The sequence below is a fragment of the Bacillus sp. NPDC077411 genome (assembly GCF_044543425.1).
Lineage (GTDB): Bacteria > Bacillota > Bacilli > Bacillales > Bacillaceae_G > Bacillus_A > Bacillus_A bruguierae.
The window spans coordinates 1-20695 of sequence record NZ_JBITWA010000036.1; the positions used below are offsets into that span (position 1 = coordinate 1).

Consider the following 20695-nt stretch of genomic DNA (forward strand, 5'->3'; position numbering starts at 1 on the left):
CATAGTTTTGATTATTGTACTCATCTAAAAATACCAACCTTCTTGTACGCTTATAATTTTATTATGGGAAAAAAGGTTTAAATGGGACTTAACTACTTCTTAACTATTTCTTAATTAAGAAGTAGAAGATACAATTGTTCCTCATAAGAAATAAAAAAACACGAGGAGAAGTAGATGTAGAATCCACTCTCACTCGTGCGAAAACGCCTTTCAGATAGCAACCGGAACATTATGAGTTTTTCCGTATTATATTCACTTAAACTTCCCTCTTACATCTTTTAATAGGAAGTGTATTCCAGAAATTGTGGTAAACTAAAAAAAACTTTATACGTTTAAATTTCATAAAAGAGGAGGTTTAATCTTGAACCCCGTTAATGATTATGTTAAAGAAGATTTAAACATTTTATTTGTCGGCTTTAATCCAAGCATTCGCTCAAGTGAGACAGGACATCACTTCGCCAATCCCAATAATCGCTTTTGGAAAATTCTCTATGAAGCAGGATTAACCCCCAAAAAATATGAGGCTTCGGAAGATTATAAACTGTTGGATCTGGATATGGGGCTTACAAACATAGTAGCAAGACCAACTAAGGCAGCGGATGAAATTACAAAGGAAGAGTACAAAGAAGGAAAAGAAATTTTAAAACAAAAAATTATACGGTTAAAACCAAAAGTAGTTTGTTTTGTTGGGAAAGGTGTTTATCTAGAATATAGCGGACAAAAAGTAGCTCCGTGGGGACAGCAGCCTGGGCCCGTTACACCTGGAACAATTGATTTTGTTGCTCCATCCTCAAGCGGGTTAGTAAGAATGAGGCTTGAAGAAATTGTAAAGATTTATAAGCAACTTGCTAAATTTGTATAATCCTCCCCTCCACGTTTTCATTGGATGACTATGTACTTTTATTTTGCATCTTCGTTCCAATGACCACGGTAGCATCCAACTCTTCCGAATGAGCCACTTGCGGTATCAACCCATTGTGAGTGAATATCTCGACGGTATGCGGCGCCTGCTGCTCACTCGTCTCGACGAGCAAATGACCGCCAGGTGCCAACCAAAGTGGCGCCTCAGCTGCCACCCGCCGCTGTATATCAAGCCCGTCCGTTCCCCCGTCGAGCGCCACACGCGCTTCGTGTATACGCGCCTCCGGGGGGAGCAACCCGATTGCCTCGGTGGGTACATAAGGTGCGTTCGCAACCAGGACATCGATGTGGCCCTGCAGTATGACGGGCAACGGTTCATAGAGGTCACCTTCATACACATAACCACCAGCTGCAGTGACGTTGCGCAAAGCACACCGCACCGCAGCAGGATCAATGTCAGATGCGTATAATTCAATCCGTTCCTGCATTGCGGCTAGTACAGCACCCAACGCCCCCGAACCACAGCATAGGTCAACTACGACAGATCCTGGCCGGGTAAGAGCGGCAGCCTGGCGGACGAGAAACTCAGTGCGGTTACGGGGTACGAAGATTCCCGGGTCCACCGCTATCCGCAAACCACAGAACTTCGTCCAGCCGATAACGTGTTCGAGGGGCAAACCAGCTACTCGTCGGTCCACCATAGCGGTGAGATCCTTCGGCGTCCTGGCCGCAGAAATGAGCAACTGAGCTTCATCTTCAGCGAAAACACAACCAGCAGCCCGAAGCCTGTTGACGATAATTGTATAAATGGCGCCTCCATGAAAACCACCACAATTGGCTTTCTCGAAGCTCAAAGATGCTTTCCTTGAATCCATAAGTTCCCCTCATTCCCATCTTCATAATCTGTCCGTTAGCTTAATCAATCAAATTACAGTTCAGTCTACAACTTTATTTTCATCGGGCACTTAGAGTTGAAATTTTTTCTTATTACACATTACAAAAAACACACTAAAAGAGATGTCATCATGATATCTCTCTTGGTGTGTTTTTAAATGGCTTTATTGCCGATTAACATGATTGTGTAGCTTCGAAATAAAGTTTGATTAAAAACGGACAGTATTAGAAATACTTTATTATCACTCAGCAGTAAATATCCATATCAATAATCTTTCAGTTCAATCGCATTGGAAGCTTTCGTCATCATTTTCGTAACCATCTTAAACATTCCATCCATAAGGATAGGTACACGCAACATGAAATTGCGCAGCAAGATTTTGGATTTTGATGTTTCGATCATACTTCCAGCAGCTATCAACCCTATTTTTTGGTTTTCCTCAACAAACTTTCTCATCTCTTTTTCGTAGGCAACAAAGGCACGTTCGTAATTGCCATGCGCAGCTTTGAGTTCACCAGCTAGTACATAAGCTCCAACAAGTGCCAGACTAGAGCCTTGACCCGAAAGTGGTGATGGGCCATACGCCGCATCACCTACCAATGTAATCCGACCTTTTGACCATGTTGGCATATCAATCTGGCAAATCTCATCAAAGTAAAAGTCTGTTGCCTCTTTCATAGTTTTGAGTAGATGCGGAGTTTCCCAACCCGTATGACCTTGGAAAGCATTGTCTACAAGTTTCTTTTGGGCTTCCACATCATAGCGGTCGTACTTCAGTTCCTCTGATTTGAACAAGAACATACCCTTTGCTTCAGTATTATCACGGGCACTATACATACCTACAGTTTTGCCTGGCATCGTATAAAGTAGCTGGCGGTGATCAAGGTTAAGATAATTCTCGAGGGTAAAAATCGAGATATAACAGCCAAGAGTACGCTTAAATTGTTCTTTGTCACCAAAAATTAAGTTGCGCACATTGGAATGGAGCCCGTCCGCCCCGATGATCAAATCGAATGTCTGCGGCTTGCCACGAATAAATTGGACTTCTGCACCGGCTTCGGTCTCATGTATAGCGGTAATCGAATCGTCCCAAATATATTCGATCGTATCCTTGGTCAAGTCGTACAAAATATGACTAAGGTCCTCGCGCATGATTTCGATATCCAGCCCCTGCTGGTTCCCCATACTCGCTTCGCTTATTTGACCTTCGATTTTACCTTTGCTGTTCACGAAGTAAACACCAGTCATGTGCGTGTCAGCTGCACGAACTTGATCGAGAATCCCCATCCGTTTAAGCACCGTAATGGCTACACCACGGATATCAACACCATATCCACCTGGGCGCAATGCGGGCGCCCGTTCTATTACAGTCACGTCGAAACCGTAGCGGTGAAGCCAATATGCTAGTGCCGGCCCAGCAATGCTCGCACCGGAAATAAGAACGCGTATCTTTTGTTTTATAATTGCTTATTCACTCCTATCCTTATTAAAGTCATACAACATATCCACAGTATATTCACGGCCTATTTTATTTATGTACTGCAGTAAAATATAAGACTCTAATTATTCAACAAATTACGAAGAAGACAAAAGTGAACACATGTGGTTTGAAATGAAGAACATTACAGAAGATAACATCCACGGAGTACTCATTAACCATCCATATTTTATCAAATATATGACTGAAGGAACTTCATACAATCTAGATTTCGAGCACTTAACGGACTGGATCATTTATGCAGGAGATGAAGTCATAAAACCAAGCAACTTATATCTATTTTTTGAATAAACGGCTCTCCAAAGCACTGGTGCTTTGGAGACTTCAATAATTAGAAAATTTCCCGCCATGATAACAATAGTAAGTTTCAACTTTAAGGTTTCTAATCTTTCTCAAAGACCATTCTGCTTTCTCAACACTTAAACAAAAGTGTGGATTAGCAATGACCAATTCATGCCCCTCATTAACAGCTGCATCACCTGTAATTACACTTTTTAAACTTGGAAAATATAATGAAATATGACCTGAGGTATGCCCTGGTGTTGCTACTATTCTACATTTGTTATCTAAAATCATATCACCATCATGTACCTTTTCATCAATTGAAACATGCTTCAAATTCTTTAATTGCTGTATAAACCATTTACCAAATTCGATTTCTTCATTTGGCATACTTTCTAGCATTTCTTCGGCTTGAACCAATCTCTCTGACTTCATTTCACCACTAATGTATTTGGATTCAATTTCACTAGCTATAATGTTAATCCAAGGATACTTTTCTTTGAAATCATATAAGGAACCTATATGATCATCATCATAATGAGTAATGATTATATTCTTTAAATCCTTCATTTCATATCCATTTTTTAAAATTTCATTTTCAATTAAAGTTAAAAAATTTGCATACCCTGTATCGACCAAGGTTAGTTCATTATTCAATATAATTAAGCTAGGATAAATGTAATTTTTTTGTCCATTACATTCACATTCAATTGGTAGCTCTATTATCTTCATTTTTCTTCCTCCATACTGCTCGTTTGTAAAACATCAAATAACTGAATATTCTATGCGTTTATTATATAATATGGAAAAAGACGATATGAAATCTTTCATATCGCCTCAATTTTTAAATAACTATTTTATTTTCAAACAACTTTTGTTACTTAAAGTTTTTCATTAAATACCTTTGTTTCTACATCCAAAGAATTAACAATAGACCGTTTCTTTCTCGTGTAGACCCAGCGTCTGCGCTGTTGAATGATGAACTTCTTGGAAAATCTCAGGGTTTTCCACTAGTGACACACCATAAGAAGGAATCATTTCTTTTATTTTCGTTTCCCACTCTTTCATATGTTGTGGGAAACATTTTTCTAATACCTCAAGCATAACGTGAACGGCAGTAGAAGCACCTGGAGAAGCGCCGAGCAATGCAGCTACCGAGCCATCAGCAGCACTAACAACTTCTGTACCAAATTGAAGTGTTCCTTTACCACCAGCATCAGTATCTTTGATAACTTGCACACGTTGGCCGGCTACCACTATATCCCAATCCTTGCTTTTGGCATTCGGAATAAACTCGCGTAATTCTTCCATGCGCTTTTCATTCGATAACATAACTTGCTGGATTAAATATTTTGTCAATGCCATCTCTTTTACGCCTGCAGCCAACATAGTGAAAACATTATTCGGTTTTACGGAACCTATCAAATCAAAATTTGAACCAGTTTTTAAGAACTTTGGTGAGAAGCCGGCAAACGGTCCAAACAGCAATGTTTTTTTGTTATCGATATATCTTGTATCAAGATGCGGAACAGACATTGGAGGAGCGCCAACCTTAGCTTTACCGTATACTTTTGCATGATGCTGCGCTGCAACTTCCGGATTGTTACATACCATAAATAGTCCGCTTACCGGGAATCCTCCAATATGTTTTGACTCAGGAATACCGGTTTTTTGTAGTAAAGGCAGACTTCCGCCCCCACCACCGATAAAGACAAATTTTGCAGTATGGTATTCGATTTTACCGCTATCGATATCATGCACTTTCACTTCCCACGAGCCACCGCTAGTACGTTTAATATCCTTAACACTATGCTTGTAGTTTACCTCGACGTTCTTACTCTGTAAGTGGTCAAACAACATACGTGTTAAAGCACCAAAGTTGACATCCGTTCCAGAGTCGATTTTTGTTGCCGCCATCGGTTCATTCGATGTACGACCTTCCATGATCAGCGGAATCCATTCCTTCAGCCTTTCAGGGTCATCAGAAAATTCCATCCCTTGAAACAGCGGATTGTTTGAAAGCGCTTCAAAACGTTTTTTCAAAAACGATACATTTTTTTCCCCTTGTACTAAACTCATATGAGGTATTGGCATGATAAAGTCCTGTGGATTACGAATCAGATTGCTGTTTACAAGATAAGACCAAAACTGTCTTGAAAGCTGAAACTGTTCATTAATTTTTATAGCTTTGCTAATATCTATAGATCCATCAGATTTTTCGGATGTATAGTTAAGCTCGCATAGTGCAGCATGGCCCGTACCTGCATTATTCCATTCGTTAGAGCTTTCTTCTCCTGCATTTGCGAGTTTTTCAAAGACTTTGATTTCCCATTCAGGTGCTAACTCTTTCAGTAATGATCCCAAAGTCGCGCTCATGACCCCGGCACCAATTAAGATAACGTCTGTTTTTTTCTGCATTTTGCTCATGATAACCTTCCTCATCCCCCATATTTACAAAAAAGAGTAGGCACTCCTGCTTAGATGTCACAAAAAGCAAGGCGCCACCTAGACCCCCCCTAGGAACACACCTTTTCTGTCTCAACTATAACCATATCATATTCTATTATAATTATTTATAGAGTAAAATATCTAGTATTATCTGATAATTATAAACTATTTAAAGCTAATAAAAAAGTAATAAGTCCTTCCACTAGGCCCTAGGAATACACAAAAACTAAAGCCTTAACTCAGCTTCTTGCAAGGGTTAAGGCTTTGGTTTGCCGTTACTTGTGGTATATTTCTCCGCACTTAATAGAGAGTAAAACGTTTTTAAAAAAACTTTAGTTAGTTTAAATGTGTATTCCTCAAAAAATATCCATATCATCTATAAGCTCACTCTTCCACAATCTGGCCCTTTAATGAAACAACATATTTGATATTTTTAAACAACTTCATTGTACAAACCAATATTTTGATTAACCTTTTTATAAACGAGGTAATTTTATTACAAACGGTTAAACTTTGTTTTAAATCTACAATAGTACTTTTTTATTTCAGATATTCTTTTCCTTTTTACCATAAAAAATACCCCTTTAGATAATCATATCTAAAGGGGGGAGACATTGTGAATTTATTTCAAATCCACATGTAGCTTTAGAATAAAGATTGATCAAATTAATACTAATAGCCTTGATAAACAAGCAAAAAGAAAGAGCGTGTTTTGAAAAAAGATTAATCAAAACACGCTCTTAATATATTTTATTGAATCATTCTTTTATAAAAAAAGTTTGATCATTTCTATAATATGTCCTCCATTTGTTTTTCTTGACATAAAAAGGGGCAATCCCTCTAATCCTTTAACTGATAGAAAACCTGTTCAATTTTGCCTCAGTACCAAGCATGACAGTGTTAAGCTCATTCCCTCGGCTATCTTGTCCCCTTCTGAAATAGAGACTGCGTAAAAAATTCTTGCTGTTCACGCGAGCAATCACCTGACTGCGACTTCTCGGCAAATTGCAGCATTCCGCTAAGCCGCTAATCCAATCAGCGATTTCTTGATGTGAAAGTAACTCTTTGTCAATCATCGTATCCACGATGTTGACCAACCGCTCATCATCCTCATCGCTAAAAATGTGTCTACCATTATGAAGCATGCCAGAAATAGCGACAAGAACCTCACGCAGCATTACAACGCTGCTCTCCTCGCACTGCACCAGCTCGACAAAAACATCCGCACCGTGAGACGCGCTGTGAGCCCAGCCTCCTACTGAAAGGTAACCTCGCAGATCCTTCTCCTCTTTATAATAACGGAGCATTGCATGCATTAATTGCTCAATTTCCGCTTGATTGAGAAATGGATTCTGTCTATGGCGTTGCACAACCAAAACGATAGGCAAGGCAGAGAACGTCCTTGTAAAAACTGACTGATCATCCTCGCTGCCAATATTATAGAACAAATGGTTCTCATCAGTCAGAACAGTTAAGAGGCTACGCAACTCCTCTTCACTGAATCTATTCTCTTCCTTAATCCACATATAAAACATCGGATAAATCAGGTTATCCCGTAATTCTGGCTGAGGATCGCCAATATATTGAAGTAACAAAGGTAGGAAATCTTGATGCTGCTCACCTTCGCGTAACTGATACTCATCCTTCTCAATTCTTTGCAAATCCATCATCAATTTGGTCCTTGTATCGCTCATTTTCCCATCCCTCTCATCATTCGTTCTATTCGGTCGATTGTTTTTTCAAATACTCTTAAATCTACGTTGTTATATTTTAAAATTTTTGCAACCTTATTTTTACTCCCGATTCATGAGCTGTAATTAACCTTTGACTCTGCTTTAAGTCATCAATAAGAATTATTTCTGATAATATCCAAAGTGAAATCATATAAATTATCATAGTGTAATAGTTCAATTGCTTTATCTCTTTTCATTTCAAGCCTTACTGCATATGTAGTTTCTCTATTTTTTCGAAATCTGTTCTGCGGCCAGCAATAATATAATTCGAATACTCAGTTAAATAAAAATAATTGCGTTCTAAATCCGACAGAAATTCATGCTGTCTGTTTGTTTTTATTCTGGTACAGGGAGCTTAATGCCATAACGTTGCTATACAATTGTAAGTCAATCTAGTTGCTAGAGTATTATACAGTGGAAATTCACATGGAAATCATAGAGCTACAATCACAGGCTAAATAAGAAAAAAAAAGCTTCCTTATGTATCCTGTGAGGATATCCATTATAAAACCCTAAAATCTTTCATACTTTCTCCAAGAATATAGTGTGAAAACCACATCAAATTCTGCTTCATAATAGCTACATTAATTCCTGGCTGGTCAGAACTATATGCCATTCCTTTAAATATAATTAATTCTGTATCAACTTCCATATCCTTTAATCCTTGATATAGGTCATATGCATTTGGAGTTGGAATTCTTGCATCCTTTTCGCCATGTTGGATTAAAGTGGGAGTACAGGCTGATTTAATATATGTCATTGGTGATGTTTTAGTATATATCTCTGGATCATTCCATGGATTATTTCCTAAATACATCCTAATAAAGTAAGGTATATCTGTATTTACATAATGGGTACTCCAATTAGTAATTCCACCTCCAACTGAAATAGCTTTAAATCTACTACTAAACGTAGAACAGAAAGCTGATATATATCCCCCGTTGCTCCATCCCATAACCCCTACTCTATCTTTATCTGCTATCCCTTTGTCAACTAGTTTATCCACTCCAGATATAACATCATCGTAGTCAGCAATTCCCAGTTTTCTATAGTTTGCTTTTAAGAATTCATTACCATAACCAGAACTTCCCCTGTAGTTTGGTTCTAAAACTATAAAGCCTTTTTCGATAAACTGTTCAATAGGATACTTCTCATTAAAACAGTCTGAAAATATTGGAAAGGATGCCCAAGCCGGACCACCATGGATTACCACTAATAAGGGATATTTTTTATTTGCATCAAACTCTACTGGGGTTGATAAAACACCCTCTATTTCAAGACCATCACTACTTTGCCATGAGATTATTTCTCTGTTACTTTTAAGCTTTCCTTTGAAAAAGCTATTTTCATTCGTTATTTTTTTATCGTCTAAATAGATTTCAAAGGTTCCATTTGTTATAGCCTTATTATAGGATATATGATTTCCATCCCTTGTTATAGAAGCATCCATTATAAAGCTATCTACTTTTTCACTTAATATTTCCACAGTGCCATCCTCAGATAGCAACCCAATAAGATAATTAGTTTTATTCTGCCATCTAATTAAAATTCCTTTAGCTGTCCACCGTAATGGAATAACCGTACTATCAAAATCTGTTAAAGGTTGAATTAGCTCTCCATTATTAATATCATATATCTCTAATGTACTATCTTGTATATGGGTCTTATAGTAATCCTTCTCCCTTATACTTGCTGAGTAACATATTTTGCTGCCTTCAGGAGAAAAGCAAACGCTCCCTCCCAACAACTTATCTATATTCATCTTTTGTAGCTCTCCAGCTTTAATATCTAGTATGTATAGATCTCCATTAATATAATCTCTCATATTTGGGCTTGGTGTAGCCATAAATACAAGCTTTTTCCCATCATTTGAAATATCAAATTCATGGATATGAAAATCCTTCCCATCAGTTAGTTGATAAACAACGCTATTTTCGTGTTCATATTTATCATTTTGTATTACTTTTTCTATTTCAATGTAATATAAACAATTATTCTGGTATTCCTTACCTATATGATGGAAATTTCCATATAGTTCCTTACGTTTCTTTATCACCTCAGATTCTTTTGACTGTGCAACATAATAAAAACCCTTTCCAGTAGGCTCCCATTTAAATTTACTGACCCCTTCTTTTTCATCAGTAATTTGAACCCCACTATAACCATCTATTGAATTAACAAAGATCTGATTTTTCTTATTATCCCCGTCACCAACCGGGCTAAGATATGCGATATTCCTAGAATCTGGAGACCATAATGGGTATGTACTATCTATATCCCTAGTTGTTAATGGGTAACTCTGCCCCTTATCTTTTTCATATATCCATACATGATTCCTATATTTATTGTCTTTCCAGTTAGCCGTCTTCTTGACAAATGCTACGTTTTTGCCATCATCACTTATGTTTGTACCTGATAAGGTTGGTAATGAAATAATCTCTTCTATACTTAGATATGTTTTTTCATTCATTTTCACTAATAACCCCCCTCGTAATGTCTAGGTTCAATAAAACCTCTGCCCTATGCTGAACCCCTTTAGAACTGTGTTTAGCTTTCACCACTGTAATACCTTGACCTTCAATGCTTTTCAATGACTTACTTGTCCAAGTTCCACTATCATTCACAAGATTTATAAGCAGTCGATCATAAATAGTTTTCCATTCACGAATTTCAAACAATGATAATATTAACATCGACAAAGAGCGATTTTCCCGTTCAATTTCAAACTTCTCTAACACACGTTCTTCTAACAGTTTATCTTTCATTTTGATAGTATGAGCGACTTCAAATACACCTTGTCCTTTATCAACTGTTAATAAAAAGTCCGTTGTCATAACAATTGGATCAGCTGGGTGTTTAATCCCAAGCTCTTCAGCAATGACAATCGTCTCTTCTTGGTAATAAAGGAAATTGTTCACGAATACCTAAAATAAAATCTAAAAATTCAGTTAAATAAAAGTAGTTCCGTTCCAAATCCGATAAAAACTCATGTTGTCTGGCGTTCTTTATACCTTTTAATCTTGTTGACCGCCCTCCCTAATGAGGAAACATCTTAAATTTTAAGCCAAGGCTGATAATCTGCCCCACTACCCATTCCTCTACCCTCTTTAATCCACTTATCGATTTTAGATGTTCTTTTCTTTTCGGCACAAAAACACCCCTTCAGACAATCATATCCAAAGGGGTAAAGCTTCGCAACTTTTTTATAAACATCGCGACTTTATTTTAAATCTACACAGCTTGTTCCAAATCTATAAACTCTTACTCAACAGTCACCGACTTAGCCAAGTTACGTGGTTTATCAACGTCACACTCGCGGTGAAGTGCTGCATAGTATGAGATTAACTGTAATGGAACTACTACTGCAAGCGGCGCTAGTGCCTCGTGTACAGCTGGTACGATGAAGCGGTCGCCTTCCATTTCTAAGCCTTTCATTGCGATAATGCAAGGGTTTGCTCCGCGTGCTGCTACTTCTTTTACGTTACCGCGAATTCCAAGGTTTACGTGCTCTTGCGTCGCAAGTGCGATAACTGGTGTACCTTTTTCAATTAACGCGATTGTACCGTGTTTTAACTCTCCTCCAGCAAAGCCCTCTGCTTGGATGTAAGAGATTTCTTTTAGCTTTAATGCACCTTCTAAACCTACGTAGAAGTCAACGCTGCGGCCAATGAAGAAACAGTTACGTGTTGTTGCTAAGTATTCTTTTGCAATTGCATCCATTTCATCTTTTTGATCGCAAAGTACTTCCATTGCGTTTGCAACAAGACCTAGTTCTTTGATTAAATCAAAACCAATTGTTAAACCTTTTGCTTTTGCAATGTCAGCTGCTAAGATTGCAAGTACTGCAAGCTGTGCTGTATATGCTTTCGTAGAAGCTACAGCAATTTCAGGGCCAGCATGTAATGGCAATGTGTAATTCGCTTCACGAGATAGTGTAGAGCCTGGTACGTTTGTAATTGTTAATGCTTTATGTCCCATTTCATTTGTTTGCACAAGTACTGCGCGGCTATCTGCAGTTTCACCACTTTGTGAAATGTAAATGAAGAATGGTTTTTCTGTTAATAATGGCATGTTGTAAGAGAATTCACTTGCTACATGTACTTCTACTGGTACCTTTGCAAAACGTTCCATGAATTGTTTTCCAACAAGACCTGCATGATAACTTGTTCCGCACGCGATGATATACACACGATCGCTTTCTAAAATTGCATTGCGAATTTCTGCATCAAGTTCGATCTCACCAGCTTCATTTTGATACTTTTGAATAATATTACGAATTACAAGTGGTTGCTCATCGATTTCTTTTAGCATGAAATGAGGATATGTTCCTTTTTCAATGTCACTTGCATCTAATTCTGCTGTATATGGTGCACGATCAATCGTTTCACCTTGTAAATTTTGAATTGTAATCTTTTCTTTTGTTACAAGAACCATTTCTTTATCCATTAGTTCGATAAATTGATCTGTAACTTGTAGCATTGCCATCGCATCACTTGCAACAACATTAAAGTTATCTCCAGTACCCACTAATAGTGGGCTTTTGTTTTTAGCAACATAAATCATGTCTGGGTTTTCTGCATCAAGTAATGCTAATGCATATGAACCGTGTAATAGTGTTAATGTTTTACGGAATGCTTCTTCTACCGTCAAACCTGTTTTCACTTGTTTTTCTACAAGCTGAACGATTACTTCTGTATCTGTTTCACTTACAAAGTTTACATCTTGAAGATATTCATTCTTTAATAACTCATAGTTTTCAATTACACCGTTATGCACAAGGGTAAAGCGCTCTGAAGTACTTTGATGCGGATGTGCGTTCACCTGACTTGGAACGCCATGAGTTGCCCAACGTGTATGACCGATTCCCACGTTAGCTGCTACATTTTCATCCACGATTTCGCGAAGTTTTGCAATGCGGCCTTTTTCTTTAAATACAACAACACCGTTCGCTGCTTGCACTGCAATACCAGCTGAATCATATCCGCGGTATTCTAACTTCTCTAACCCTTTTAATAAAATTTCCTTTGCATCTTGTTCCCCAATAAATCCTACGATTCCACACATAATTAGTCGCCGTTACAATATGCTTATGCTCTTTCATAAACATATAACGACATAGCCTGATCTTATTTTTGTATACCAAAAACGGATTTATATATCGCTAGCTTTGTAAGCTTGTAACGGCTTTCACCTTCCTCTCATTTTAGTTTCAGCCTGTATACTTCATACTGCTAGTGTAATCCGTTCTTTTTCTCTCATCACACTTTCACCTTTGTCCATTGAGTTACCTCAGTGCTTTAAGTAAAAGCTTTCGGTTGTGATGAACAACCGGGAGCCATCCGCCGAAATCTCGATAAACTCCTCCTCGTCAACTACATCGCAGGTAGTTCTGGCGCTTCTTACTTCAACCTATTTTGCTGAGAAAAAGAACAAAATCATCTTATAACAAATGGAATAAACCGTCAATGAAATTTTTTCATTGTAGATAACAAGTATATGCAAAAGGAGCACCAAATGTGCCCCTTTTTTAATAACATTCGGTTATTATTCAGCTCCAACTTCCGCTTTTACAACTTCTACAATACGACTTACGTATTGATCACAAAGATCTTGTGTTGGCGCCTCTGCCATAACACGAATTAATGGCTCTGTACCAGAAGGACGAACAAGAATACGACCATCTCCATTCATCTCTTCTTCTACAACACGAATGATTTCTTTAATTTTTTCATTTTCTAATGCTTGTTTTTTATCTGTTACGCGAACATTCACAAGTAATTGAGGGAACTTTTTCATTTCACTTGCAAGCTCAGATAATGATTTTTTCGTCATTTTCATAATGTTTACAAGTTGAAGTGCACTTAACATACCATCTCCAGTTGTAATGTAATCTAAGAAAATAATATGACCAGATTGTTCCCCGCCAAGATTATAGCCACCACGTTTCATTTCTTCCATTACGTAACGGTCACCAACAGCTGTTTGATTACTTGTAATGCCATTTGCTTCTACCGCTTTATAGAAGCCTAAATTACTCATAACTGTTGAAACAACTGTGTTATGTTTTAATTTTCCAGATTCGTTCATATATTTCGCGCAAATGTATATAATTTGATCGCCATCTACAACATTTCCCTTTTCGTCAACAGCAATTAAACGGTCACCATCTCCGTCAAATGCTAGACCAATATCGGCACCTTTTTCTTTCACAAACGCTGCTAATACTTCTGGATGTGTAGAACCTACACCATCGTTAATATTCATGCCGTTTGGCGATGTTCCCATTGTAGAAATGTCAGCTTCTAAATCAGCAAACAAATATGGTGCTAGAGAAGATGTTGCACCATGTGCACAATCTAACGCAATATGTAAGCCAGAGAAATCTTCATCCACCGTTTGTTTAATGTATTGTAAGTATTTTTGTCCACCTTCAAAATAGTCATTTACTTGACCTAAAGCTGTACCAACAGGGCGCGGAAGTTCATCTACTTCTTTATCTAATAGTGCTTCAATTTCTTCTTCTTGCTCGTCTGTCAGTTTAAAACCATCTGGACCAAAAAACTTAATTCCATTATCTTGTACAGGATTATGAGATGCAGAAATCATTACACCAGCTTGTGCATCTAACGCTTTCGTTAAATAGGCAACCCCAGGAGTAGAAATAACACCAAGGCGCATTACTTCTGCTCCAATTGATAATAGCCCAGCTACTAAAGCGCCTTCTAACATATGTCCAGACACACGTGTATCACGGCCAATAATAACTTTTGGACGCTCTGTATTTTTTGTTAATACATAGCCACCAAATCGACCGATCTTAAACGCTAATTCAGGCGTTAATTCCTCATTCGCAACGCCTCGTACGCCGTCAGTACCAAAATATTTTCCCATTGCTATTCGCTCCTTTTTTCTTGCTCATTTCCTTTATTTGTTGGCTGCTCTGGCTGTCCTTGCACTTCATGTCCTGTTTCTTGCTTCTTTGCAAGCTCTACCTTCGCATTTTTTTGTTTTAATTCTAGTGTGACATTATTGGGACCACTAATTTGAATCGGAACGTCATGTGTTCCTGCACTCATATTTCCTATATTAATTGATGCTTTAATCTGTTCTGCGCTCATCTTCTCTATAACACTTGCATCCCCAAAAACATCAACACTGATTTTCCCATTTTGTGGATCGGAAAATTTCATTGTTAATAAATCTGATAACCCATTCACCTGTAAAGGAATGTCAGTTATTGTTTTTCGCTGTTGCTTTTGTACTTCAACTGTCACTTTCACTTGGCTAGGTGCCGCTTTTGTAACACCTTTAGGTAAAGAAACAGAGGCATCGAAGGTAGTTGACTCTGTAATTTTACTCAAGTCCACTTCGATGCCCTCAAGAGATGTAATATTATCAAGTACGTCTTTCGAACCATAAATCTCCACTTCACTCGGTTCAACTTTTATACTCGTTACGGTTATACCTTCTTGTAAGCTTCCCGTTTTCGTGACGCCTAGGGAAACTGTTTTTTCAGGTGATGAAACTGGTACAGTGACATTGACAGTAGAAGAACCTGTTTTCAAATCTAACTGATTCCCGTCTTTATCATACAATACAATTTTTGCTTCTTTTGTTACTGTTTTGTTAACACCTTTCAAATCAACATACGCCCGCACAAGGGCAATTTGTGAAAGTTGCTCTGTTGTACCGGCTACTTCTACTGTGCTTGGCTTAACAATCGGTTTATCTATAGCTGTTCCTGCCTGCACTTGATTCTCATTTAAATATTTCACTTCTACAGGAAAAGATTTTACTTCTTTCTTTTTAATGGTGACTTGTATTTTTGCTGGCTGAACTTTTAAATGTAAATTACTTGGAACACCGCTATATTTTAAAGGGATTTCATATGTCCCTGGCGTATAACCACGCAAATTAACAAATACCTCAAACTGCCGTTTTACTTTAGCAGCCGCCACAACATTATTTTGTCCTTCAAGCGTGACACTTACTTTTTCAGGAATTCCGCTTACAATATACTTATCTTCATCATAATATGCAGATACCGGGACTCCAGATATTGTTTCTGTTGTATCCCCTACTGGAAAAGGCGATGGATTAAAATTATCTGATACATTTTTATCTATGTTTGTTGACATGTAGAGCATAATTGCTAATAATAATGCAATTCCTCTTAAAAACCAATGGTTATCCATTAACTTATCCATGACGTTTTCTCCTCCAATTCCACAAAGATGAAGAAGACTGTTTTACGTTTCCGCCTAATTCTTTCATAAGCAATTCCTTTAATTGTTCACTTTTCAAATCACGATGTAATTCGCCGTTTTTTGTTAAAGAAATTTGTCCCGTTTCTTCTGAAACAACAATCGTTAAACTATCTGTTACTTCACTTACGCCCATTGCCGCACGATGACGTGTTCCTAATTCTTTAGAAATAAATGGGCTTTCTGATAATGGTAAATAACAAGCTGCTGCTCTAATAATATTTCCTTGCATAATCACTGCCCCGTCATGTAGCGGTGTATTCGGTATAAAAATATTAATTAATAGCTCTGATGAAATATTTGCATTTAGTGGGATTCCTGTTTCGACATAATCCCCCATACCAGTTTCTCTCGCCATTGTAATAAGTGCACCAATACGACGTTTTCCCATATACTCTGTTGCCTTTACAACAGCATTTACCACTGACTCATGTTCATCTTCCTCTTGATTGCTTCCACGTGAAAATAAACTTCCCCGTCCAAGCTGTTCAAGAGCACGTCTTAACTCTGGTTGAAAAATGATAATAATCGCTAAAAATCCCCAAGTTAACGCTTGATCCATAAGCCATTGCAGCGTATGCAATTCAAAGAAATTACTTAAAATACGAACAATAATGATTACTGTAATTCCTTTTAAAAGCTGGACAGCTTTTGTACCACGGATTACAAGAATCAATTTATATATAACAAACCATACAAGGGCGATATCTACTATAGTGCTGAGATATTTCAAAAGAACATTCATATCTCCAAAAGGCATTCTGACCCTTCCTCCATCTATATGTAATTTACAACAACAAATTAATTATAACATACATTATACGAACCACAATTTCAAACCACATTTCTAAACCTGACATGTAATCGTTAGATGTCAGACTTTAAGAAGAGATTATAAAGTGAAACTTTAATCAGTGGGAATCTTCTTCATCCCCCACTAATTATTGGCCCTCACCAATCGGGCGCATGCCAGCAGTTTATCTCCCACCTAGCTTCTTTAGAAAAGCGGAAGCGGCTCGCCCAGAATCGCAGGACGCCCACGCCTCTGGAACTGGACAATGTTTTTGCTGAATTTTGAGGTGGGAGTATTACTGCCCGCAAATAGTGGGATAAACATAGTATGCCACTGTATTTTTATTTTAAAGTAAAAAAAGCAGCTTTTCAGCTGCTTTTTTAAATTATTTCAACTTTTCACCAAATAAAGATCCCATTAACGCTACAGCTGCAATTGCTGTTTTATTTTTTTCATCTAAAATCGGATTTACTTCTACAAATTCAGCAGATGTAATCATACCAGATTCAGCTAACATTTCCATTGCTAAATGACTTTCACGATACGATAAACCACCAGCAACCGGTGTACCTACGCCAGGTGCATCATGTGGGTCAAGGCCATCTAAATCTAAAGATAAATGTACACCGTCTGTATGTGATAAGTATGCGATTGTTTCTTCCATAACCGCTGTCATTCCCATGCGATCAATTTCATGCATAGTGAAAACTTTAATACCCTCTTTACGAATAAATTCTTTCTCTCCATCATCTAAAGAACGAGCACCGATAATAACTACATTTTCTTTTTTCACTTTCGGATACTCACCGTATAAATTAACAAGTGACGGATGACCATGTCCTAAACTTGCAGCTAATGACATACCATGAATGTTCCCAGATGGAGATGTTTCCTCTGTATTTAAATCTCCATGTGCATCGTACCAAATAACACCAAGATTTTTATAATGTTTCGCAATACCAGCAAGCGTTCCAATCGCAATGCTATGATCGCCGCCTAATACAAGTGGAAAGCTTTTCTTCTCAATAATGCTATCAACTTTACTTGCTAGCTCATGACATACTTTTACAACTTGTTCAAGATTTCGTAATTTTTCATTTTCATTTATTTGAACTTCTCTTTCAATACATATATCTCCTAAGTCTTCTACGTTATATCCTATATTTTCAATTCTTTCAATAACTCCAGCATAACGAATCGCGCTCGCACCCATATCAACACCACGGCGCATTTGTCCTAAATCCATCGGTACTCCCACAATTGAAATTTCTTTCTTCATAGATGATTCCCCCTTTTATGCTTTCACTAAATATTTTAAATCTTTTATATTATCTGACTCAACTCGACATTTTTTTGTATTTATATACACTTAATACATTACAAAGAAGCAATACATTAAGACTTTTTCACTAAAATATGCATAAAGTGAAACTTCCGTCAGTGGCGGTTTTCTTCATCCCCACTGACGGAAAGCCCGCCCAATCGGGCTTTTACGGGCAGTTATCCCCCACCTATCTTCTTTGCTTCTCTCTGAATCTTGAGGTGGGGGTCTTACTGCCCGTTAATGCGGGATAAAAAAAGCGCCCCTTACGAGTAGGGACGTTTTTGTAATCCTAGTTTCCATACAGCCGCAATATTTCGCGCTGTTATATAAATATTTTCTTTTCCCATTTCATATGCTTCTTCTAATGTCATTGCTCCTGAAACAATACTAAATACAGCATCAATGCCTTTTTCATAAATAGGGGTATGATTCGGATGAACAGCTCCGGCAATTGCAATAACAGGAAGATTATACTCTTTAGCTCGTTTTGCTACTCCTATAGGCGCTTTTCCATAGATTGTCTGTTCATCAATTCTTCCTTCTCCTGTAATCACTAAATCCGCATCTTGCAGATGAACATTAAAATTCATGTAATCAAGTACAATATCAATCCCTTTTCTGAGCGTACCATGTAAAAAAGCAACAATAGCTGCTCCAAGTCCTCCCGCAGCACCTGCTCCTGGAACAAATTCAATATCAACATGAAGGGTTTGTTTAATTAACCTAGCATAATGCTTCAAATTACAGTCTAATCGCTCTACCATCTCCTCTGTAGCCCCTTTTTGTCTTCCAAATATAAACGACGCCCCTGTCACCCCTGTTAAAGGATTTGCAACGTCACAAGCTGCTTCAATTTTAACATGCGCTAAACGAGAATCTAACTGTGATATATCAAAATAAGTAATACAATCTAAATTTCCTCCACTTGGCTCTATAGCACAATTACTGCTATCAAAAAAACGTACACCTAACGCAGATAACATTCCTGCTCCTCCATCGTTTGTAGCACTTCCTCCAAGCCCTAAAATAATACGATGAACCCCTTGTTCTAATGCATGTAAAATGAGTTCTCCCGTCCCTCTTGTTGTCGTTAAAAGTGGATTCCTTTTCTCAAGTGAAACATGATGTAAACCAGAAGCCGCTGCCATTTCAATAAAAGCAGTCTGTTTATCCGCAGAAAGGCCGTAAAATCCTTCTACTACGTTTCCTAATGGGCCTGTCACAGGGACCTTTACGATTTTCCCTTGCACCGCATCAACAAGTGCTTGTACTGTCCCTTCCCCGCCATCTGCAATAGGAATTCTTATATACTCTGCCTCTGGATATATAGAGCGAAACCCTTTTTCTACTGCTTCACACACTTCTAATGCCGTTAAACTTTCTTTATAAGAATCGGACGCAATAATAATCTTCACATGAAATAACTCCCTTCATCCTCAATATTAAAGTTAGAGTCGTCAAAAATATATACCTTTCTTTTTAGGCGGGCGAGAGCATCTGGCCATGCATAGAAGTGATCAGGGCCCTTTCCTGCCACATATAAGGGTTAAAACAAGTGGAGAAAGCAAGCGTAGGTCATGTTTTATGACGCATCGCAGCATCTTACATGTCAAAAAATTAAAATGGATTTATATAAACAAAAAAAAGCTTGAAGTCTATTATTCGACTTCAAGCTTTTTTAACTGTATGGAGCCTAGCGGGATCGAACCGCTGACCTCCTGCGTGCAAGGCAGGCGCTCTCCCAGCTGAGCTAAGGCCCCAGGTTGGAGCGGAAGACGGGATTCGAACCCGCGACCCCAACCTTGGCAAGGTTGTATTCTACCACTGAACTACTTCCGCAAAAAATGGTGAGCCATGAAGGACTCGAACCTTCGACCCTCTGATTAAAAGTCAGATGCTCTACCAACTGAGCTAATGGCTCTTAAATGGCTGGGCTAGCTGGATTCGAACCAGCGCATGACGGAGTCAAAGTCCGTTGCCTTACCGCTTGGCTATAGCCCATTAATACTTACTAGTATGTTCTTCTCACCAAAAAAATAAACCCTTATAAGGTTGTTTTTTAAATGGTGGAGGGGGGCAGATTCGAACTGCCGAACCCGAAGGAGCGGATTTACAGTCCGCCGCGTTTAGCCACTTCGCTACCCCTCCGACATTGAAATTTATATGGTGGAGGATGACGGGATCGAACCGCCGACCCCCTGCTTGTAAGGCAGGTGCTCTCCCAGCTGAGCTAATCCTCCAAAAGTGGTGACCCGTACGGGATTCGAACCCGTGTTACCGCCGTGAAAGGGCGGTGTCTTAACCACTTGACCAACGGGCCAAAAAGTTTTGATACTTCTCACAAGCTTCCAACCGGGCTTGAACCGGTGACCTCTTCCTTACCATGGAAGTGCTCTACCAGCTGAGCTATGGAAGCATATGGCTCCGCAGGTAGGACTCGAACCTACGACCGATCGGTTAACAGCCGATAGCTCTACCACTGAGCTACTGCGGAATAACATCAGCCTGGCAACGTCCTACTCTCACAGGGACAAAGTCCCAACTACCATCGGCGCTAGAGAGCTTAACTTCCGTGTTCGGTATGGGAACGGGTGTGA

The 20695-nt window shown here is 38.4% G+C and carries 14 protein-coding genes, 9 tRNA genes, 1 rRNA gene and 2 pseudogenes; 2 read left to right on the plus strand and 24 right to left on the minus strand.

Going from position 1 to position 20695, the window contains the following annotated elements; all coding sequences use genetic code 11:
• Window positions 1-361 precede the first annotated feature (361 nt).
• The gene (locus tag ACIGHG_RS24930) at window positions 362-862 is read left to right on the plus strand and encodes a mismatch-specific DNA-glycosylase (RefSeq protein WP_396551151.1); all 501 of its coding nucleotides are present in this window, start codon (window positions 362-364) and stop codon (window positions 860-862) included.
• Window positions 863-890: 28 nt separating this feature from the next.
• Here the strand turns inward: ACIGHG_RS24930 and ACIGHG_RS24935 are convergent, their stop codons facing one another.
• Together ACIGHG_RS24935 and ACIGHG_RS24940 are read right to left on the minus strand one after the other, a co-directional pair.
• Window positions 891-1736, minus strand: a complete 846-nt coding sequence (locus ACIGHG_RS24935; protein WP_396551153.1) for a putative protein N(5)-glutamine methyltransferase — start codon at window positions 1734-1736, stop codon at window positions 891-893.
• 284 nt (window positions 1737-2020) lie between these two features.
• Window positions 2021-3217 (minus strand): FAD-dependent monooxygenase, encoded by a 1197-nt coding sequence (locus ACIGHG_RS24940; protein WP_396551163.1) that lies wholly within the window; start codon window positions 3215-3217, stop codon window positions 2021-2023.
• A gap of 112 nt (window positions 3218-3329) precedes the next feature.
• On the opposite strand from ACIGHG_RS24940, the pseudogene ACIGHG_RS24945 reads away from it, so the two are divergent.
• Window positions 3330-3545 (plus strand): annotated as a pseudogene (locus ACIGHG_RS24945) (DUF2314 domain-containing protein); the annotation flags it as partial.
• 33 nt (window positions 3546-3578) lie between these two features.
• Here ACIGHG_RS24945 and ACIGHG_RS24950 read toward each other — a convergent pair.
• From ACIGHG_RS24950 to rrf, 22 genes and pseudogenes are all read right to left on the minus strand, one after another.
• A complete protein-coding gene (locus tag ACIGHG_RS24950; protein WP_396551155.1) occupies window positions 3579-4268 on the minus strand; it encodes an MBL fold metallo-hydrolase in 690 nt (229 codons plus the stop codon).
• A gap of 192 nt (window positions 4269-4460) precedes the next feature.
• Complete coding sequence (locus ACIGHG_RS24955; RefSeq protein WP_336473868.1) at window positions 4461-5963, minus strand: malate:quinone oxidoreductase; 1503 nt, start codon at window positions 5961-5963, stop codon at window positions 4461-4463.
• An 869-nt stretch (window positions 5964-6832) separates the two neighbouring features.
• Entirely contained in the window at window positions 6833-7678 is an 846-nt protein-coding gene (locus tag ACIGHG_RS24960; protein WP_396551157.1) for a DUF2785 domain-containing protein, read from the minus strand.
• 541 nt (window positions 7679-8219) lie between these two features.
• Entirely contained in the window at window positions 8220-10193 is a 1974-nt protein-coding gene (locus ACIGHG_RS24970) for a S9 family peptidase (protein WP_396551159.1), read from the minus strand.
• A complete protein-coding gene (locus tag ACIGHG_RS24975; RefSeq protein WP_396551165.1) occupies window positions 10180-10410 on the minus strand; it encodes a hypothetical protein in 231 nt (76 codons plus the stop codon). The genes ACIGHG_RS24970 and ACIGHG_RS24975 overlap by 14 nt, the downstream gene beginning before the upstream one ends.
• Before the next feature lie 15 nt (window positions 10411-10425).
• A pseudogene (locus tag ACIGHG_RS24980) lies at window positions 10426-10811 on the minus strand (TnsA endonuclease N-terminal domain-containing protein); the annotation flags it as partial.
• A gap of 167 nt (window positions 10812-10978) precedes the next feature.
• Window positions 10979-12781 carry a glutamine--fructose-6-phosphate transaminase (isomerizing) gene (gene glmS / locus ACIGHG_RS24985; protein WP_336473865.1) on the minus strand — a complete coding sequence of 601 codons (1803 nt, stop codon included), beginning with the start codon at window positions 12779-12781 and terminating at the stop codon, window positions 10979-10981.
• A 480-nt stretch (window positions 12782-13261) separates the two neighbouring features.
• Window positions 13262-14608 carry a phosphoglucosamine mutase gene (gene glmM / locus ACIGHG_RS24990; RefSeq protein WP_336473864.1) on the minus strand — a complete coding sequence of 449 codons (1347 nt, stop codon included), beginning with the start codon at window positions 14606-14608 and terminating at the stop codon, window positions 13262-13264.
• Between the two features lie 2 nt (window positions 14609-14610).
• A complete protein-coding gene (locus tag ACIGHG_RS24995; protein WP_336473863.1) occupies window positions 14611-15924 on the minus strand; it encodes a CdaR family protein in 1314 nt (437 codons plus the stop codon).
• A complete protein-coding gene (gene cdaA / locus ACIGHG_RS25000; RefSeq protein WP_090917155.1) occupies window positions 15917-16741 on the minus strand; it encodes a diadenylate cyclase CdaA in 825 nt (274 codons plus the stop codon). Before cdaA ends, ACIGHG_RS24995 begins: the two co-directional genes overlap by 8 nt.
• A 418-nt stretch (window positions 16742-17159) precedes the next feature.
• Entirely contained in the window at window positions 17160-18053 is an 894-nt protein-coding gene (gene rocF, locus ACIGHG_RS25005; protein WP_336473862.1) for an arginase, read from the minus strand.
• A 308-nt stretch (window positions 18054-18361) separates the two neighbouring features.
• Entirely contained in the window at window positions 18362-19513 is a 1152-nt protein-coding gene (locus ACIGHG_RS25010) for a glycerate kinase (RefSeq protein WP_336473861.1), read from the minus strand.
• Window positions 19514-19785: 272 nt separating this feature from the next.
• Window positions 19786-19858: transfer RNA gene (locus tag ACIGHG_RS25015), tRNA-Ala, on the minus strand.
• Window positions 19859-19862: 4 nt separating this feature from the next.
• Window positions 19863-19937 (minus strand) — tRNA-Gly (locus ACIGHG_RS25020).
• Window positions 19938-19943: 6 nt separating this feature from the next.
• A tRNA-Lys gene (locus ACIGHG_RS25025) sits at window positions 19944-20019 on the minus strand.
• A 5-nt stretch (window positions 20020-20024) separates the two neighbouring features.
• A tRNA-Gln gene (locus tag ACIGHG_RS25030) sits at window positions 20025-20099 on the minus strand.
• 63 nt (window positions 20100-20162) lie between these two features.
• Window positions 20163-20246: transfer RNA gene (locus tag ACIGHG_RS25035), tRNA-Tyr, on the minus strand.
• Window positions 20247-20262: 16 nt separating this feature from the next.
• Window positions 20263-20338: transfer RNA gene (locus ACIGHG_RS25040), tRNA-Val, on the minus strand.
• 5 nt (window positions 20339-20343) lie between these two features.
• Window positions 20344-20418 (minus strand) — tRNA-Glu (locus ACIGHG_RS25045).
• A gap of 23 nt (window positions 20419-20441) precedes the next feature.
• A tRNA-Thr gene (locus tag ACIGHG_RS25050) sits at window positions 20442-20514 on the minus strand.
• A gap of 3 nt (window positions 20515-20517) precedes the next feature.
• A tRNA-Asn gene (locus ACIGHG_RS25055) sits at window positions 20518-20592 on the minus strand.
• 9 nt (window positions 20593-20601) lie between these two features.
• Window positions 20602-20695 (minus strand): 5S ribosomal RNA (gene rrf, locus ACIGHG_RS25060); the annotation flags it as partial.

What these genes read in the sequence shown, in the direction of transcription:
- ACIGHG_RS24935 (WP_396551153.1), bottom strand. Translation starts at nt 1,736, where the DNA reads ATGGATTCAAGGAAAGCATCTTTGAGCTTCGAGAAAGCCAATTGTGGT.
- ACIGHG_RS24950 (WP_396551155.1), bottom strand. Translation starts at nt 4,268, where the DNA reads ATGAAGATAATAGAGCTACCAATTGAATGTGAATGTAATGGACAAAAA.
- ACIGHG_RS24955 (WP_336473868.1), bottom strand. Translation starts at nt 5,963, where the DNA reads ATGAGCAAAATGCAGAAAAAAACAGACGTTATCTTAATTGGTGCCGGG.
- ACIGHG_RS24960 (WP_396551157.1), bottom strand. Translation starts at nt 7,678, where the DNA reads ATGAGCGATACAAGGACCAAATTGATGATGGATTTGCAAAGAATTGAG.
- ACIGHG_RS24975 (WP_396551165.1), bottom strand. Translation starts at nt 10,410, where the DNA reads ATGTTAATATTATCATTGTTTGAAATTCGTGAATGGAAAACTATTTAT.
- glmS (WP_336473865.1), bottom strand. Translation starts at nt 12,781, where the DNA reads ATGTGTGGAATCGTAGGATTTATTGGGGAACAAGATGCAAAGGAAATT.
- glmM (WP_336473864.1), bottom strand. Translation starts at nt 14,608, where the DNA reads ATGGGAAAATATTTTGGTACTGACGGCGTACGAGGCGTTGCGAATGAG.
- ACIGHG_RS24995 (WP_336473863.1), bottom strand. Translation starts at nt 15,924, where the DNA reads ATGGATAAGTTAATGGATAACCATTGGTTTTTAAGAGGAATTGCATTA.
- cdaA (WP_090917155.1), bottom strand. Translation starts at nt 16,741, where the DNA reads ATGCCTTTTGGAGATATGAATGTTCTTTTGAAATATCTCAGCACTATA.
- rocF (WP_336473862.1), bottom strand. Translation starts at nt 18,053, where the DNA reads ATGAAGAAAGAAATTTCAATTGTGGGAGTACCGATGGATTTAGGACAA.